Genomic DNA, 17299 nt, shown 5'->3' on the forward strand with positions numbered 1-17299 from the left:
GGCCTGGCGGCGACTTGAGGGCATGACCGCTTCCAACGACCAACCCCCCGCCCACGCCAGGCGTCGCCCCGTGGCGCTCGTCACCGGCACCGCGGCGGCCCTCGGGCTCGCCGCGGTGTCCCTGGCCGGACCGGCCCGGGCCGCGTCGACCCTCACCGTCGCCAAGGACGGCTCCGGGATGTACACCACCGTCCAGGCGGCGGTGAACGCGGCCTCCGCCGGTGACACGATCTCCATCGCCAAGGGCACGTACCAGGAGATCGTCAACGTCCCGACGACCAAGACCGGGCTGACCCTCAAGGGGGCCACCGGCAACTCCGAGGACGTCGTCAGCACCTATGACCGCGCGGCCGGTTACACCGACTCCAGCGGCAACAAGTACGGCACGCTGGGCAGTTCGGTGGCGACCTTCTCCGCGAACAACCTGACCGTCACCGGCCTGACGGTCCAGAACACCTTCAACAAGGACGCCCACCCGGACTTCACCGACACCCAGGCCGTCGCCGTGACCGCGCAGGGCGACCGGCAGACCTTCCGCAACGACCGGTTCATCAGCCGCCAGGACACCGTGCTGAACTGGGCGCCGTCCGCCACCGGCCAGTACCGCCAGTACTTCTCCTCGTCCTTCGTCACCGGGGACGTGGACTTCATCTTCGGGAACGCGACGGCCGTCTACGACCGGGTGAACATCCAGCTGCGCGACTCGGGCGCCGCGGCGGGCGGCCTCAACGGCTTCCTCGCCGCACCCGACACCAGCTCCGCGAAGACGTACGGCATCCTGGTCACCGGCAGCAGCATCACGAGTTCCGCGGCGGCCAACACCTACTACCTGGGCCGCCCCTGGCATCCGACGTCGGACGCCGTCGGGCAACTGGTGATCCGCCAGACCTCCCTGCCGGCGGCCGTGAAGACCGCCGGACCATGGACCGACATGAGCGGCTACTCCTGGAAGAACGCCCGTTTCTTCGAGTACAAGAACACCGGGGCGGGGGCCGGCGTGAACTCCAACCGCCCGCAGCTCACCAACTCGCAGGCCGCGAGCTACACGGCCCAGAAGTACCTGGCGGGTACGGACGGCTGGAGTCCCGTCGGCTGATTCGGCCTCAGCTACCGCGCGTCCACTGCTGGTTCGTGCCGCTGTTGCACGTGTACGTGATGATGGCGGCCGAGTTGGCCGTGGACGCACCACTCACGTCCAGGCATTCACCTGTCGTCCGGGCCTTGATGTTGACGTAGGAGCCGGAGGGCACCACCGACCACTGCTGGGTGGTGGCGCCGGTGCAGTCCTCCTGGGTGACGTCGGTGGAGTTCTCCGCGAGGCAGAGCGAGCTGCCCCGGCCCATCAGCTCGTAGTAGCCGGTGCCGAGGTCCTTGAACCACCACTTCTGGTTGGTGCCGCTGTTGCAGGTGTACTGGCTGATCGCGATGCCTTCCCAGAGCGACTGGTTAGGGACGTCGGCGCACTTGCTGCTGTGCCGGGCGATCAGGGTGTTGTACGTGGCGCTGGTGCCGCTGATCGTGCCGGCGGCGGTGTCGATGGAGACCTCCGGGTACCAGGACATCGACATCGAGGTGTCGGTCGGGAAGGTCAACGGCTGCCAGACGTAACGGGAGTCGTTGACCGTGCCGCCGAAGGAGTTGCCCCAGCGGTCGCCCATGTAGAGGTACGAGGTGCCCGAAGTGCCGCTCACCGGGAGGACGTAGGCGGTCTGGGAGTTGTACGCAGTGGAGTCGCCGACGGTCGACCAGGACGTCCAGGGGCCCGAGAGGGAGGTCGCGGTGGCGTACTCCTGCTGGTTGGCACTCCAGCCGGTCGCGCCCGAGGTCAGCATGAAGTAGACACCGTTGCGCTTGAAGAGCGCCGGGGCCTCGCGGTGGCCGCCCGCCCACGGGTTGGCGACCAGGCTGTCGATGGCGGTGTAGTCGGAGGTGAGCTTGTAGATGTGCAGGTCGTAGTTCTCGTTGGCCGCCGAGACCATGTAGGCGGTGCCGTCCGTGTCGACGAAGGTCGTGATGTCCCGGGACATGTACTGGCCGAGCGGCTGGAAGCTGCCCTGGTAGGTGTAGTTCCCGTCGACGGTGTCGGAGACGGCGACGGCGGCCTTGGCCTCGCTGTAGTCGACGCCGTTCTCCTTGTGCATCCACATCACGAACTTGCCGGTGGAGGCGTTGTAGATGACCTTCGGGCGCTCGATGTAGGCGGTACCGAGCTCGGAGGCGGAGGACTGGGTGAGGACGTGGTTGCGGAACTCCCAGGTCTTCAGGTCGGTGGAGCGGTAGGCGTCCACGTACTTGAAGGTGTTGTCGGAGTTGCGGTCCTCGCCGAACCAGTAGTAGTAGCTGCCGACCTTGATGACCCCGCCGCCGTGGGCGTGCACGATGTCGCCCGCATTGTCGGTGAACTGGGTGCCGTTGGTGACGGTCTGGGAGGCGGCCGCGGCCGGTCCCGCGGTGGCCAGGGCGCCGATCACCGCCATACAGAGGGACAGCAGGATCGCGTACGCACGTCTCATCTCACACACGCTCCTTGGGGGGAAGGCATGCGGTTCGGGATTCCGAACGGCATGTGGTATGGCGAACGTTGTGATCGCCGAAAAGGTAAGGGTGTGTTACGCGCGGGTCAACGGGTCTGACGTGACAAGGGGGAAAGCGATTTCCAGCCGATCACGGACGGGCCGGATTTGTGTTATCGAGGCCTGTCCGCCGCCGGGTGGGTCTGGCCGCCGACGACCCGGACACGATCGTGGTCACCGAGGTCTGGGAGTCGAAGGAACACCACGACGCGTCCCTGCGGTCACCCGGGGCCAAGGAGGCGATCGCGGCCGCCATGCCGATGCTCACCGGCGAGTTCACCAGTCGCGAGACGACCGTCGTGGGCGGTCTGGGCGTCTGAACGGTCCGCGTCGGCACGCTCCTCAGTCCGCGGTGGCGTCGGCGCTGTTCGCCTGCACGGCGGCGACGAGTGTGTCCAGTTGCCCCCGGACCCGGGCGGCGGTGACATGGTCGAAATAGTCACGGGAGCTGACGATCAGGCCGTCGCGCACCCGCAGCACGAAGATGCCGGGCAGCGCGAAGGGTTCCCCGGTCCCCTCGACCGTTCCCTGGTACTCGAACTCGGCGACGATGACCTCGGGGTCGGTCGTCTCGTGGATCGCGATGTTGGCCGCCCGGCGGTTGAGCAGGGGGCCGACGCCGGTCGGCCTGAAGTGTTCGCGCAGTTCGTCGCGGGTACGGAGGGCGGCAGCACGAAGTGGATCGAACGGGTGTACGACATGCGTCCGCTCCGCGTACAGATCGGGCAGTTCGCTCCACCGGCCCTCCGCGACACCGTTCACCAGCGCGAGGAAGACCTCCCGCGGACCGGGGACCTGAGGCATGACACCCTCCCGTCGTCGGCAGCGACACGTGCCGGCAGCGAATTACCATCCGAAGTGCGGACTCCGATTATACGGAGTCGCGACTTCGGATAGTGGGATACGAGTGAAAGCACGATGAGCACCCCAGGCAACCGAGAGACGAGCGGCGGACGGCCGCTGCGCGCTGACGCGCGCACCAACCGCGAGCGGATCCTGAACGTCGCCGAGGAGGTCTTCGGCAAGGGCGGCCGGTCGGCGTCCACCGAGGAGGTGGCCCGCCTGGCCGGCGTCGGCGTCGCCACGGTCTTCCGTCACTTCCCCACCAAGGCGGCGCTGCTGGAGGCCGTTCTCGTGCAGCGGTTCGACCGCCTGCGCGAGCAGGCCGAGGCGCTCTCTCGCGCCCCGGACCCGGGCGCGGCGTTCTTCGGTTTCTTCAGCCATCTCGTCGCCGACGCGGCAGGCAAGATCGCCATATCCGAGGCACTGCTCGATGCCGGCAGCGCGGACGGCGGCGCTGCCGTACAGGCGTCGGACGCACTGCGTGGGGCCGTCGGCGCCCTGCTCCGCAATGCCCAACGCGCCGGCGCGGTCCGGGACGACGTCGAACTCCCCGAGGTGTACGCCTTGCTCGTCGCCACCTCACGCGCCCGCCCGGAGAAGGAGGTACGGGACCGGATGCTGGCCATCGTCTTCGACGGCCTCACTGCAGGTGCCGGTGCGGGAACCTTCGGAACAGCCGGGCGGTGACCCGCGCTCCCTCCCGGCGACGCCCAGGGCGGGGAGGACGTTCTCGTGTTCGCCCGCCACGGGTGCGCGCAGGTCGACCGGCCCCGCCGCGAACCAGCCCTCCAGTCCGCCGTTCTCGTGGCGGATCGCCCAGCCCTGCAGCGCGCCTGCCCGCGTCCGCAGCGTGACGTTCACGGCGGTGAACACAGCGGGCGGTGGCGGGGCCGTGCGTGCCGCCGTTACGCGGTCGCTTCCTCCGGCTGCCTGCCTCGCAGCCACACGTACACCGGGATCCCCGCGAACAGGAACAGCACGCCTTGGTAGACGGCCGCGTAGCCGGCGCCCGCGATCAGCCAGAAGGAGAAGGCGAAGGAGAGGGCGGCCACGATCAGGTCGCGGACCAGGCCGGCCGGGCGGACCCGGTCCCGGGTGCCCTGGGCGAGCCAGTAGAGCTGGGCGGCGGCCGAGAGCAGGTACGGGACGCAGCCGGTGAAGGTGGTGATGAGGACCAGGACACGGAACGTGGTGTCCGGGCCCGCCGTGTAGTTGAGGCCGATGAGGAGGGTGCCGAGGACGGCGACCGCCCAGACGCCGAAGCCGGGCACCCCGCCCTTGCCGACCTTCGCGAACGGCTTCGGGAAGAGGCCGTCGCGGGCGGCGGCGTACGGCATCTGCGCGGCCATCAGGATCCAGCCGTTGAGGCAGCCGACGATCGAGGCGACGGCGACCAGCGCGATCGCCGTGCCGCCCCAGCCGCCGCCGGTGATCGCGTTCACCGCGTCGGCGAAGGGCGCGCCGGACTTCACCAGCTTGTCGTGCGGGACCAGGCCGAAGACGGCGACCGTGCCCAGGAGGTAGACCAGGGCGGAGGCCAGCGTGCCGAGGACGCTCGCGCGGCCGACGGTGCGCTCCGGGTTCTCGACCTCGCCCGCGCTGACCGCGGCCGACTCGACACCGAGGAAGCTGTACAGGAGCAGGGCCGCGGCGGCGGCCAGGGCGCCGGGGGCGCTGTCGCCGGACGCGTTGAACGGGCCGAAGTTGTCGGTGTTCACGAAGAACAGGCCGACCGTGGCGACCAGGAGCAGCGGGACGAACTTCAGGACGGTCGAGACGATCTGGACCGCGCCCACCCAGCGGGTGCCGGCGAAGTTCGCGACGGCCGGCAGCCAGAGCGCGGCGAGGGCGACGACGCCTTCGAGGGCGTGGTTGCCGTGCAGGGGGACCAGGACGTCGACGTAGCCGACGACCGCGACCGCCAGTGCCGCGATGCTGACCCAGCACATCGTCCAGTACGACCATGCGGAGAGGAATCCGGCGAAGGGGCCGAAGGCGTCGCGCGGGTAGACGTACAGACCGCCGGTGACCGGGCTGCGCCGGGCCAGCTTGCCGAAGAGCAGGGCGAGCAGGACGGCGGCGACGGACAGGACACCGAAGGCGAGCAGGCTGACCGTGCCGTACGGGGCCACGGCGGCGGGCAGCGCGAAGATGCCGCCGCCGATGATGTTGCCCATGACCAGGGCGGTCGCGGTGGCCAGGCCGAAGGTGCGGCGGGGAGCGGACGGGGCCTGGGTGGGTTCCTCGGCCTCGATGGGACTGGGGGCTGTCATGGCGGTTCCGGTTCCGGGGACGTGCGTATGTGCGGGCGGGTGGGCTGCTGCGTGTGTGCGGGCGGGGAGTCGGGTGATCGTATACCGGGTGTCCATATGTTGGTCGATCTGTTCATACGGTGGACACACTCGGTCGTTCGGGTCCGGGTCGACTAGCGTCGGGGCATGACCAGCGACAACTCCCCCAGCCTCGCCGACGCCCTCGCCGCCGGGACGGTCGTGCTCGACGGCGGCATGTCCAACCAGCTGGCGTCCGCCGGACACGACCTGAGCGACGAACTGTGGTCGGCGCGGCTGCTGGCAGACCGGCCCGACGCGGTCAGCGACGCGCACCTCGCGTACTTCAGGGCGGGCGCGGACGTCGCGATCACCGCGAGCTACCAGGCCACGTTCGAGGGCTTCGCCAAGCGCGGGATCGCTGCGGCCGAGGCCGCGCGGTTGCTCGCGCTCAGCGTCGAGCTGGGGCGGGACGCGGTGCGGCGGGCGCGGGAGGAGGGGATCGTACGGCCGTTGTGGGTGGCCGCGTCGGTCGGGCCGTACGGGGCGATGCTCGCGGACGGCTCCGAGTACCGGGGGCGGTACGGGCTGAGCGTCGACGAGTTGGAGCGGTTCCATCGGCCGCGCCTTGAGGTGCTGGCCGGGGCCGGACCTGACGTGCTGGCGATGGAGACCGTGCCGGACGCGGACGAGGCGGCGGCGCTGCTGCGGGCGGTGCGGGGGCTGGGCGTGCCGGCCTGGCTGTCGTACAGCGTGGCGGAGGGGCGGACCCGGGCCGGGCAGCCCCTGGAGGAGGCGTTCGCCCTGGCCGCCGACGTGGACGAGGTCGTCGCCGTGGGCGTGAACTGCTGTGCGCCGGAGGATGTGGACCATGCGGTGGAGGTCGCGGCGAGGGTGACCGGGAAGCCGGTGGTGGTCTATCCCAACAGCGGGGAGGTGTGGGACGCGGCGGCCCGGGCGTGGACGGGGCGGTCGACGTTCGGCGCGGAGCAGGTCGCGGGATGGCGGGATGCGGGGGCGCGGTTGATCGGGGGGTGCTGCCGGGTGGGGCCGGAGGCTGTCGCCGGGATTGCTCAGGTGGTTTGAGGGGCGCCTCGTCGCCGTAGGTGGTTCTCAGCACGGCGGCTGCCGGTCGCCTCGGGCTGGTCGCGCCCACGCGGCGGAGCCGCACATCAGCACTGTCCCGCGCCCCTTTCGGGGCGCTAAGGTCCCGCTGGGAACCGGTTGCCGGGGGTGGGGTTGACCAGAAAAAACGGGGAAGCCGGGCGGAGCACCATTCGTGATGTCGCCGCCCGGGCCGGGGTGTCCGCGTCCACTGTTTCCCGGGTGCTCGCCGGGGACTACCCCGTCAGTGCCGCCACCCGCACTCGGGTCCTGCGTGCCGTCCGCGAGATGGACTACGTCGCCGACGCGCACGCGAAGGCGGTCGCCGGGGTCGGTACGCCCACCCTCGCCTTCGTGCTGGAGGACATCACCGGGCCCTCCTTCGCGCACATGGCACACGGCGTGGAGCGGGAGGCGGCGCGGCTCGGGCATCTGAGTCTCGTCTGCAGCACCGACGGCGATGTGCGGCGCGAGCTGGAGTTCATCGAGATGATGCGCGCCCAGCGGGCCGCCGCCGTGATTCTCGTCGGCGGGGCGGCGGACACGCCCGAGTACCGGGAACGGACCCGCCGCATCGCCGACTCGCTCGCCTCCGCCGGGTCCCGGCTGGTGCTGTGCGGGCGGCCGCCGCTCGGACCCGGCGCGCCGGTCACGGTCATCGAGTACGACAACGAGGGCGGCGCACACGCCCTGGCCGCCCACGTGCTCGCGCAGGGGCATCGGCGGGTGCTGTTCCTCGGCGGGAAGCCGGACCACACGACGGCGATGGGCCGGGAGCGCGGCTATCTGGCAGCCCATCGCGCCCGGGGCCTCGAACCCGACCCCGCGCTGCTCCTGCACGGCGACTTCACCCGTGACTCCGGGCACCGTCTGATGCGCGAGGCCCTCGCCCGGAAGCTGGAGTTCACGGCGATCGTCGCCGCCACCGACATGGTCGCGGCCGGCGCACTCACCGCCCTGCACGAGGCGGGACTCGACGTGCCCGGCGAGGTGTCCCTCGCCGGGTACGACGACATACCGTTCGCCCGTGATCTGCACCCGGCCCTGACCACCGTGCACGTGCCCTACGAGGAGCTCGGACGGCTCGCCGTCCGCACCGCCCTCGGGCACGGCGCGGAGTCGGCCGACGAGCATCTGCTGCTCGGCACGCATGTGGTCGTACGGGACTCAGTGGCGGCGCACAGCGGCCATTGAGCGCCGCAACCGGCGTACGGCCAGGGCCAGTTCGGCCGGGCGGTCGGGCTGCGGCGGCACCTCGGGTGTCCAGAGCGCGAACTCCTCGTCCCGCGGGCCGGACACCGTGCGGGGCTCGCCGTCGCCGAAGACGCGGACCGGGTGGGTGTCGTCCCAGGACTGCCAGCCGGGGTCGCCGGTCGTGGCGAAGCGGACCCATGCGCCGTGCATCTCGTCGCCCAGCTTCTGCGGGGCGCCCGCACCGGCGAGCCGGGCCGAGTCGGGGACGGTCCCGGTGTCGAAGACGAAGCCCAGCTCCAGGGCGTGGCAGGCGCCGAGGCCGGGGCGGTTGGAGGGCCAGGCGAACTCGTAGAGGTACGACGAGTCGGGGCGGGCCTTCGCCAGCCGGTACAGGGGCAGGCGGAGCAGGTGGTCGGTGACCATCTGGCCGACGATCTCGGCGGGCCCGGCCTCGGGGTGCAGGGCGCGGTAGCCGCGCGGCACCTCGTGGCCGGCACGGCAGCGGGCCATGGCGCCGGCGAAGGCGACCGGGCCGAGCCGGTCGACGTGGTCGACGAGACCGCCGGGGACCAGCCAGAGCCGGTACTCGTCGCGGGTCCAGCCCATCAGCAGGTCGACGCCGCGGGCCGCCTCGCCGTCCAGGAGGGCCTGCAGCGGGTCGCGCGGGACGAGGTCGCCGTCGACGACGATCCCGAAGGCCGGGCCGCCGAGGACGGGGCTGCTCAGCCGGCTCACCTCGGCCTGGGTGCGCAGCAGCAGTTCGCGGTCGACCTCGGCGAAGGCCTGGGCGGTGGCGGGGATCCTCAGCCGGTTGGCCATCCGGCGGACCATGCGCCGTACCTTGTCCCGTTCCGAGGCCTCGGGCGGGCCGCTCTGCAGCACGGCCCGGCGGATCAGGCCCTGGGCCCGGGGTGCGGCGAGCAGGGCGCCGGCGCTGATGGCGCCGGCGGACTGGCCGCAGAGGGTGATGCGGTCCGGGTCGCCGCCGAACGCGGTGACGGTCTCGTGGACCCAGCGCAGGGCGGCCAGCTGGTCGTGCAGGCCGGGGTTGGGCGGGGTGTCCGGGAACAGCCCGTAGCCCTCCACGCCCAGCCGGTAGTTGACCGAGACGAGGACGACACCGTCACGGGCGAACGCATGACCGTCGTACACGGGTACGGCCGAGGATCCTCTGGTCAGGGCGCCGCCGTGCAGCCAGAGCAGCACCGGGAGCCGGGCGCCGGGGCCGGGCTCCGGGGTCCAGACGTTGAGGTTGAGGCAGTCGTCACCCGGGATCACCGGGTCGGACAGATACTGCGCGAACGCCTGCGAGTACGGCGGTTTCGGCGCCGTCGGCCCGAAGGCGCCGGCGTCCCGGACGCCGTCCCAGGGCTCGGGCGGCACGGGCGGACGGAACCGGTGCCGCCCGAAGGGCGGGGCGGCGTACGGAATGCCGCGGAAGACCGCGACCCCGCGCTCCCACCTGCCCCGCACCGCCCCGTACGGGGTGTCGGCCACCGGGTTCTTCGCATCCGTCCCGTCTGCCGTCATCCGCCACCAGCTCCTCCCGCCGCGTGTGCCAGAACGCCGGTAGGACAAGAGCACCACATCCGCTCCCGGAATTCCGGCACACACGGCGTTCGGACGGACAGACGGGCGGCTGCGCCCGGCTACTTGGCGTACATCAGGGTGCCGAAGCCGAGCTGGTCGTACCCGCCGCTGTCGGAGCCGTAGTCACCTCCTCCGCCTTCGGGGGCGACCAGGTTGTAGTACATGGCGGAGATGTACTTGTCGTCGAGGCTGATGCGCCGGTTGTAGTGGAAGTGGAGCATCGCCCACACGGGGCGGATCTGGCCGCGGGAGGAGGCGGAGATCACCGTCTGGGAGGACTGGGCGCAGCTCTGCCCGGTGCCCCAGGTGTAGGTGGTGTACGGCACGTCCTGGCCGAGGTTGTACTTGGCGACGTACTGGGCGGCCTTCATGAACCGCCGGTCGTCGTACGAGTAGAGGTCGTCGCCCTGGTTCCAGGCCATCTCGCAGATCGCGCCCATCTGGCCCATGCCCATGACGGTGTGGCCCTGGTCGCGGCCGGACTCCTGCCACTGGCCCAGCGCGTAGCCGTCGGAGTCCGTGTACAGGTACGGCACCGCGTGCGCGATGGATCCGTTGCCCGCACCCGACTTGAAGTAGGTGACCGCCTGGTCGTACTTGGCCTTGTCCTCGTTGAGGATCCCGATGGCCAGGACGGAGGCCATGTTGCACAGGTCCCAGTTGGCCCAGTAATTGGTGATGCAGGCGTCGTTGTGGTTGGTCAGGAAGCTGTTGTTGAGCGGGTAGAAGACGTCAGCCAGCATCGACTGGGCGGCGGCGAGGTCGAAGCCGCTGTAGTCGCGCATCAGCTCGCACGCGTTGGCGAACTGCCAGCCGTAGAGGCCGGCGGCGAGGAACCGGTCGGCGTTCCCGGTGACCGACGTCAGCGTCTTCGACCAGGCGTTGAGGATGTCGGCGGCGCACACGGCGTTCGCCTCGGTGCCGCCGACCTTCCAGCGCAGGGCGTTCTGGTAGGCGGCGGCGATGTCGCTGTAGAGCAGGCTGTAGTTCTGCCCGTCGCCGCCACGGATGATCGTGGCCGTCGCCCGGTTGGTCCAGGTCGACTGGGAGTGGGAGTTGGCGGTCAGCTTGTTCCAGCCGGACAGCCAGGGGTCGGTGCCGGCGGCGACCCGCACCTTGGCGCGGTTGATGTCACCGGCGTTGTGCAGCATGCCGGGGTGGGTGAAGGTCGTCGGTGCCGCGTCGGCCACCCTGGGGGCGGTGACCGAGGCGGCGACGGCGAGCGCAGCAGCGGACTTCAGGACACCGCGGCGGCTCAATCCGCTGGTGCCTGACTGGGGTGGTACGCGGCGGCTCATCGCGTATTTGCTCCTTCGGTGGGGGGAGTTCAGGTGAGTCGGACGCTCACCTCTTCGAATTGCGCGGTACCGAGGGCCAGTGGTGTGCGGGAGCACACCACCAGGCCCACGTGGTAGGGGGCGTCACCGAAGGCGGGGATCGTGCCCGTGGCGAGCGGGCTCCAGGTGACGCCGTCATCGGCGGAGAAGGCGGCGGCGAAGGCGGTCCCGGTGCGCTTCAGCCGCAGCAGCAGGGGCAGTCGGACGGTGGCGGTACCGGTGAAGGCGGAGGCGCCGGCGACGGTCGGGCGCAGCATGAGCTGGGCGGTGGTACCTGCGGTGACGATGACCCCGGCCGCCTGGTCGAAGGGGGAAAGGGACTTGGTCATGAGCAGTCCGACCCGGTCGGCGGTGGCGCCGGAGCGGGAGACCAGCCGGGCGGTCAGCTCGCAGTCGCCGGCGACCGGCTGTCGTACGAACTGGCCGGACATTCCCTGTGAGTTGACGTTGAGGTCGACTCCGGCGCCGCGCACGGTGAAGGTGCCGTCGGCGTGGGCCGCGTCGCCCGGGGTGAGGACGGCGACGACTCCGAGGGTGCCGTAGGCGCTCCGGTCGAGGATCACGTCGCCGAGGTCACCGCTGGTCCAGGGGTCGGGCAGGGGCGGGGCGGCGACCGCGGCCGGCTCCGTGGTCCCGGCCGCGACGGCGGGCATGACCGCACTCACTGAAGTCGAACGCGGGCCCCGGCCCCCGCAGTTGGTCTTGGTGACGGTGTAGTGGTACGTCGTCCCGGACGCACCGCTCCCGTCGGTGTACCGCACCCGGGTGCCGAAGCCGACCGCGCCGACGTCCCGGGCGAGGGTCCGGTACGGCCCGTGGGCGTCGGTGGCGCGCAGCACGGTGTAGCGGGCGGACGGGTCAGGGTCGGTCCAGGTCAGCTCGATCCCTTCGGAGGCGGAGGAGGCGGAGGAGGCGGAGGCCAGCAGATCGGTGGGCCTGCGGACCGGGCGGGGTACCCGCCATACCGTGCCTGCCGCCGATTCCACGCTGACGTTGTCGAAGGCGCCGGTGCCGGTTTCGGCGTAGTCCTCGTCGACGCCCAGGGAGGAGGTGAGGACGAGTCCCGCATATGTGGTGTGTGGCATGTCGCAGACAGTCGACCCCACCTCGGTCCATCGCACACCGTCCTCCGAGATCGCCCCGGCGAACCGCTCCCCTTCCCGGGTCACCCGCACCCAGTAGGGCGCCCGCAGCCGATAGCCGTCTCCGGCCCCCTCGACATACGGGGCGGTCAGCGGGGTCGCCGACGTGGGCAGCGCGCCCAGGTCGGAGATCGGGAAGCCGGCGCCGGTGGTGATCGTCTGCTGCTGGCTCGGCGGCACCGGGGTGCTCCCGGTCGCGGAGATCCCGGCACCGGCCGTCGGGCGTACGCTCCACACCCCGCTCCAGGTGTGCAGCGGCAGCCCCTGGATCAGCATCGAGGCATGCGCGGCGGACGGGTCGAGCGAGGCTCCGACCGTGACGCCGATCTTGGAGTACTGCGAGCTGAGCGGCCAGACGATCCGGGCGGTGACACTGCCGTCGCCGTGCAGCGGCAGGTGCACGAGACGGCAGGTGTCGGCGGTCCCGCTCGCCTCCAGCACGAACCGCTCGCCGTCGAACCGCGCCGAACCGGGGGTGTGCACGTCGCCCAGGTCCTGGGTCCGCCAGGGGCCCGGAAGCCCCGCGGTCGCCGAGGCGACGGCCGAAGCGCCGCTCTCCCCCAGGGCGCCCGCGGCGACGACCGAGTAGTAGTACGTCCGTCCCGGGTGTACCCGCCCGTCGGTGTACGACGCCGACGGGGCTTCGGCCAGCGGCTCATAGGGACCTTGGGGGCGGTCGGCGCGCCGTACCGCGTACCGTGTCGCCCCCACCGAGGGCAGCCAGGACACCGTCACGGCACGCGCGTCGCCGTCGGCGGTGACGCCCGCCGGAGGGGTCGGCGCGCACGGCGCGGGGGCTGTGGCGCCCGCGTAGGCGAAGGTGCCCCAGCTCGGCAGGTCGTCGTTGCTGCCCTCGACGGCGCGGGTGCCACCGGCGCCCCGGAATACGGCGGCCTGCGTGTAGGGCGTGTCGAGGCCGCGCACGCCCGCGTAGTGGGCGTAGTACATCTCGTAGATCGGGGGCAGGGTGCCCCGGGAGGTCGCCGACACGGTCTTCTTGAGGTACTTGCCGGTGCGGTCCAGGTCCGGGGTGAAGGGGACGTCGCCGCCGAGGTTGTAGCGGGCGGCGTACTCGGCGTTGGCGAGGATGCGGTCGCCGTCGTAGCCCCACAGGTCGACGCCCTGGTTCCAGGCGACCTGGGCCGCGTCGCCCATGAGGCCCACAGCGAGCTGTTCGTGGCCCTGGTCGCGGCCGGACTCCTGGCCCTGGCCGGCATCGGTGACGACGCGGTGGCGGACGCTGCCGTTGCCCGCGCCGGCGGCGGCGAACCGGAGGGCGTCCTCGAAGAGGGTGCGTTCCTCGCAGAACACACCGATGGCGAGGACGGTCTGAAGGGCCGTCAGGTCCCAGTTGCCGTTGGCGTAGAGCATGTAGCCGGAGACGGCCGGATACCAGACGTCGAGGAAGGACGCCTCGCAGCGCGCGATGTCGGCGTCGGTCCAGCCGTCGTAGCCGGTGTGGCGCAGGAGTTCGGCGGCGTTGGCGAACTTGAAGCCCTGCAGGCCGGCGCCGAGCGGTCCGTCGGCGCCGGTGACGATGGTGAGCGAGGCCGACCAGACGTTGAGGATGTCGCGGGCCTTGTCGGCGTGGGCGCGGTCGCCGGTGACGGCCCAGAGGAGGGCGTTCTGGTAGGCGGCGGCCGAGTCGGCGACGGCCTGGTTCTGGAAGTTGGCGGGGCCCCGGCCCCAGGAGGTGATCTGGCCGGTGTTCTGCACGGTGTACGACGCCTGGGAGCGGGCGTGGGCGGCCAGGGCGAGGTAGCCGTCGTGGACGGGCGACTGTCTGCTGTCGACGGCGGACCGCATCCGGGCCAGATCGGCGGACGTATGCAGGATGCCGGGGTGGGTGAAGGTGAAGTCCCGAAGGTGACTGTCCGCCCGGGCCGCGGGCACGAACAGGGTGTTCGTGCCCGCGGCGAGCAGCAGCGCGCCGGAGGACTTCAGCAGGCCGCGGCGGCTGAGCGGGCTCACTGGGCGGCCGCCTCCGCCTCTGCGGTGGTGAGGAACTTCAGGTTCGTCACGTGCTCGTTGTAGAACCACTGGATGGCGTCGGTGGTGTAGTACCAGCTCGGCTTCTTCATCGAGTCGGCGATGACGACACCGTTGATGACGAGGTTCTCGAAGGTGACGTTCTTGATGGCGTGGTCGGCGTCGTAGCCGAGGAAGAGCGACGGGTTGGCGTGGGTGCCCGTGTAGGTGAGGTTCTTGACGTAGACGTTCTCGATGCCGCGGCCGACCGAGGTGTTGTACTTGGTGTTGTACATGACCTTCATGTAGATGACCTGGCCCCAGCGGAAGTCCTCGATCCGTACGTCCTCGATGCGGACGTTGCTGATGAGGTTGGAGTCGCCGGGGTTGAGAGCGATGCAGCCCTGGTAGTTCATCTGGGGTTCGCGGTGGTCGAGGATGTCCATGTTGCGGATGACCAGGTTCTCGATGGTCTCCGGGGCGTCGGTGTTGCCGTGCGTGCCGATGTTGACCGGGTGGGCGACGTCGGCCCACAGGGAGCAGTTCTGCACGGTGATGTTGCGGGTGTCGCCGTAGTAGTCCCAGCGGTGGGCGTAGATGGCGATGCAGTCGTCGGAGTTGCGCAGGAAGCAGCCGTCGATGAGGACGTCGCTGGAGGAGAAGACGTCGATACCGTCGCCGTTGCCGCGCGAGCTGAAGCCGCGGACCTTCCTGATATGGACGTTCTGGGCCTCGCCGAGGGTGGTGATGTAGCCGCCCGGGTTCATGATGATGACGTCCTCGACCCGGATGTTCCTGCTGCCCTCGCAGAGCACGCCCCCGCCCGGACCGGCCCAGATCATTCCGTGTCCCCTGAGGGAGGCCTTCTCGACGTCCTTGAAGTAGACCGTGGCCTTGAGGACGGCACCGCCGGCGAGGTAGACGGTCTTGCCGCTGGGGACGGTGAGGACTCCGCCGGTGACGGTCTGCACGCCGGGGCCGAAGTAGATGACGTCCGGGTTGTCGGCGGCCGGCGCGTGGTGCTCGACGTGGTTGGTGATGATGTGCAGGCAGTCGAAGAGCTCGTCGTTGATCTGGACGACCAGGTCCTTCGGTTCGTCGAGGGTGAACCGCAGGGTGTCTCCGAGGAGTTCGGGCTTGATGCCGTACGAGTCCGGTCTCACCCGGGCCTTGCTGGTGCCGCCCTTGAGGTAGGTCACCTCGACTTCGACGGAGCACTGGAAGTCGAAGTACACCAGGGAGGAGTTGTAGACCTTGCCGCCGCCGGTGTTGGCGTTGATCTCCTCGAACTGCGGCCGGTAGATGTCCAGGGTCTGCCAGTCGCCGTCGGGGGCGGTGCGCACCCGCACCTGGAAGCTGGTGTTGGTCGGTACGGCGGAGGGGCGGGGGTAGGTGACCAGCTTCGGGCGGGACCCGGTGTCGTCCGCGTGGGCGGCGGTGGTGGTCAGTCCGCCGGAGAGCCCGGCGGCGAGTGCGGTGGCGCCGGCGGCCTGCAGGGCGGCACGGCGCGAGAGGGGCGCGTTCATGTCTTGCTCCTTGCGGTGAACAGGTCGGCAGGAAGGGCTACTTGAGGCCGGACGTGGACATACCGGCGACGAAGCCGCGCTGGGCGACGAGGGACTTCCCACTCTCTTCGCGGAGGTGACAGGACGTCGGCTCGTTGGCAACCGGTTGCTATGGGCGGTGAGGGGAGCTTCAACCCGTACAAGAGCCTCGTCAAGGGGAGCGACGAACTTTCGAAAACCGTTCGGCGGCAACCGGTTGTCCTTGCGTACCGGTTGCTGTTCATGGACCGTTCGACCGACCGTACATCGAAAGATTCCGACTCATACCCCTTGCTGGAAGCGGCCAGGCCGTCCTACTGTCCCGTGGAAACCGGTTTCTAAGGCACTGTCGAGCCGCCGCCCTCCTCCCCGAGAGCGCCAACCTCCGAAGGAACACGGTCAGATGAACTCCACCAGGCTGGCCCGCGCCGCGATCGCGGGCCTCGCGCTGACAGGTCTGCTCTCCGCCTGCGGCGGATCGGGCTCCGGCTCCGGCGGTTCCGACTCGGCCTCCGGACCGGTCACCCTGCCCTTCTGGGGCTGGGCGAACGGCCAGGACGCCGTCGTGAAGGCGTTCAACGCCTCGCACAAGGACGTCCAGCTGAAGTACACGAAGGTCACCGACCAGCTGACCATGCAGAAGCAGCTCACCAACGCCGTGAAGGCGGGCAACGCGCCCTGCCTGGTGCAGAACACCGCCGAGTACGTGACGAGCTGGGTCGCCCAGGGCGCCCTCGCCGACATCACGAAGTACGTCGGTTCGGCCAAGGACAAGTTCAACTCCGGCTCCTGGTCGGCCGCACAGGTGCAGGGCAAGCTCTACGGCGTCCCCACCAGCTCCTCGCCGAACTTCACGATCTACCGCACCGACGTCTTCCAGAAGTACGGCCTCAAGGCCCCCACCACCTGGGACGAGTTCATCGCGGCGGGCAAGACGCTGAAGAAACACGGCGTCAAGATCACCAACTACGCCGGTGAGGACCCCAGCACACTGGAAGTGCTCTCCATGCAGGCCGGGGCCCACTGGTACGCCATCGACGGCGACTCCTGGAAGGTGGACTTCCAGGACCCGGGCACTCTCAAGGCCGCCCAGGTCATTCAGCAGATCATCGACAACGACCTCGACTCGAAGCTGTCGTTCGCCGACTACGCGGCCGTCCAGCGCAACTACGACAACGGCGGCACCGCCACCCGGCAGATCTCCACCTGGCAGATGGCCGGCATGGTGCAGAACTTCACCAAGTCCTTCGGCAAGTGGGCCCTCGCCCCCTGGCCGACCTTCACCGGCGAGGCCGCCAAGACCCCGGCCGGCACCAACCTCACCGGCAGCGTCACCCTGGTCACCAAGGAGTGCGCCCACCAACAGCAGGCCGCCGAGGCCGCGTTGTGGATGTCTACGAATCCGGGCGCGGTGAAGACGATGGCGAGCCCGACCACCGGCAACGGCGTGATGCCCGCGCTGGCCGACAGCAACGCCTACGTCGACGAGGCGATCTCCCAGAAGCTGCTCGGCTCGAACTACGACCCGGCGAAAAAGGTCGTCACCGACAGCCTGAACACGGTCACCACCGACTGGACGTTCGGCCCCGACTGGACGGCCATGTTCACGGAGCTGCAGAACGGCTGGGCCAAGGTGGTCAGCAAGCAGCAGAAGGTCACCGACCTCCTCGCCCACATGCAGCAGTGGACGGTCGACGACCTGAAGTCCCGCGGCATCAGCGTCGAGGGCTGAGG

At 70.2% G+C, this 17299-nt stretch carries 13 protein-coding genes; 6 read left to right on the forward strand and 7 right to left on the reverse strand.

Annotated features, from left to right (window positions below; all coding sequences use genetic code 11):
* The first annotated feature begins 22 nt into the window (after nucleotides 1-22).
* A complete protein-coding gene (locus EDD90_RS12395; RefSeq protein WP_123973061.1) occupies nucleotides 23-1096 on the forward strand; it encodes a pectinesterase family protein in 1074 nt (357 codons plus the stop codon).
* Nucleotides 1097-1103: 7 nt separating this feature from the next.
* Here the strand turns inward: EDD90_RS12395 and EDD90_RS12400 are convergent, their stop codons facing one another.
* On the reverse strand, nucleotides 1104-2513 hold the full coding sequence (locus EDD90_RS12400) for an RICIN domain-containing protein (protein ID WP_123973062.1): 1410 nt from the start codon (nucleotides 2511-2513) through the stop codon (nucleotides 1104-1106).
* Nucleotides 2514-2683: 170 nt separating this feature from the next.
* Between EDD90_RS12400 and EDD90_RS12405 the strand changes: the two genes are divergently transcribed.
* On the forward strand, nucleotides 2684-2893 hold the full coding sequence (locus tag EDD90_RS12405; RefSeq protein ID WP_123973063.1) for a putative quinol monooxygenase: 210 nt from the start codon (nucleotides 2684-2686) through the stop codon (nucleotides 2891-2893).
* A gap of 22 nt (nucleotides 2894-2915) precedes the next feature.
* Here the strand turns inward: EDD90_RS12405 and EDD90_RS12410 are convergent, their stop codons facing one another.
* Nucleotides 2916-3377 carry a nuclear transport factor 2 family protein gene (locus EDD90_RS12410; RefSeq protein ID WP_123973064.1) on the reverse strand — a complete coding sequence of 154 codons (462 nt, stop codon included), beginning with the start codon at nucleotides 3375-3377 and terminating at the stop codon, nucleotides 2916-2918.
* A 114-nt stretch (nucleotides 3378-3491) separates the two neighbouring features.
* Here EDD90_RS12410 and EDD90_RS12415 point away from each other — a divergent pair, with 114 nt between their 5' ends.
* Nucleotides 3492-4103: a TetR/AcrR family transcriptional regulator gene (locus EDD90_RS12415; RefSeq protein ID WP_123973065.1), complete on the forward strand. Its 612-nt coding sequence runs from the start codon at nucleotides 3492-3494 to the stop codon at nucleotides 4101-4103.
* 218 nt (nucleotides 4104-4321) lie between these two features.
* Here EDD90_RS12415 and EDD90_RS12420 read toward each other — a convergent pair whose 3' ends face one another.
* A complete protein-coding gene (locus EDD90_RS12420) occupies nucleotides 4322-5689 on the reverse strand; it encodes an amino acid permease (protein ID WP_123973066.1) in 1368 nt (455 codons plus the stop codon).
* Between the two features lie 165 nt (nucleotides 5690-5854).
* On the opposite strand from EDD90_RS12420, the gene mmuM reads away from it, so the two are divergent.
* Both mmuM and EDD90_RS12430 read left to right on the forward strand, forming a co-directional pair.
* Nucleotides 5855-6772 (forward strand): homocysteine S-methyltransferase, encoded by a 918-nt coding sequence (mmuM, locus tag EDD90_RS12425; protein WP_123973067.1) that lies wholly within the window; start codon nucleotides 5855-5857, stop codon nucleotides 6770-6772.
* Nucleotides 6773-6925: 153 nt separating this feature from the next.
* Nucleotides 6926-7984, forward strand: coding sequence for a LacI family DNA-binding transcriptional regulator (locus EDD90_RS12430; RefSeq protein WP_123973068.1), 1059 nt, complete (start codon nucleotides 6926-6928; stop codon nucleotides 7982-7984).
* Here the strand turns inward: EDD90_RS12430 and EDD90_RS12435 are convergent.
* The 4 genes from EDD90_RS12435 to EDD90_RS12450 all read right to left on the reverse strand — a co-directional run bounded on the left by EDD90_RS12435 (nucleotide 7958) and on the right by EDD90_RS12450 (nucleotide 15547).
* On the reverse strand, nucleotides 7958-9514 hold the full coding sequence (locus EDD90_RS12435) for a carboxylesterase/lipase family protein (RefSeq protein ID WP_185149056.1): 1557 nt from the start codon (nucleotides 9512-9514) through the stop codon (nucleotides 7958-7960). The genes EDD90_RS12430 and EDD90_RS12435 overlap by 27 nt on opposite strands.
* Before the next feature lie 119 nt (nucleotides 9515-9633).
* Nucleotides 9634-10872 (reverse strand): alginate lyase family protein, encoded by a 1239-nt coding sequence (locus tag EDD90_RS12440; RefSeq protein ID WP_123973069.1) that lies wholly within the window; start codon nucleotides 10870-10872, stop codon nucleotides 9634-9636.
* A 29-nt stretch (nucleotides 10873-10901) separates the two neighbouring features.
* A complete protein-coding gene (locus EDD90_RS12445; protein ID WP_123973070.1) occupies nucleotides 10902-14024 on the reverse strand; it encodes an alginate lyase family protein in 3123 nt (1040 codons plus the stop codon).
* Nucleotides 14021-15547: a glycosyl hydrolase family 28 protein gene (locus tag EDD90_RS12450; RefSeq protein ID WP_123973071.1), complete on the reverse strand. Its 1527-nt coding sequence runs from the start codon at nucleotides 15545-15547 to the stop codon at nucleotides 14021-14023. The genes EDD90_RS12445 and EDD90_RS12450 overlap by 4 nt, the downstream gene beginning before the upstream one ends.
* Before the next feature lie 421 nt (nucleotides 15548-15968).
* Between EDD90_RS12450 and EDD90_RS12455 the strand changes: the two genes are divergently transcribed.
* Nucleotides 15969-17297, forward strand: a complete 1329-nt coding sequence (locus tag EDD90_RS12455) for an ABC transporter substrate-binding protein (RefSeq protein WP_123973072.1) — start codon at nucleotides 15969-15971, stop codon at nucleotides 17295-17297.
* Nucleotides 17298-17299 lie beyond the last annotated feature (2 nt).

This window comes from Streptomyces sp. Ag109_O5-1, from assembly GCF_003814875.1.
Lineage (GTDB): Bacteria > Actinomycetota > Actinomycetes > Streptomycetales > Streptomycetaceae > Streptomyces > Streptomyces sasae.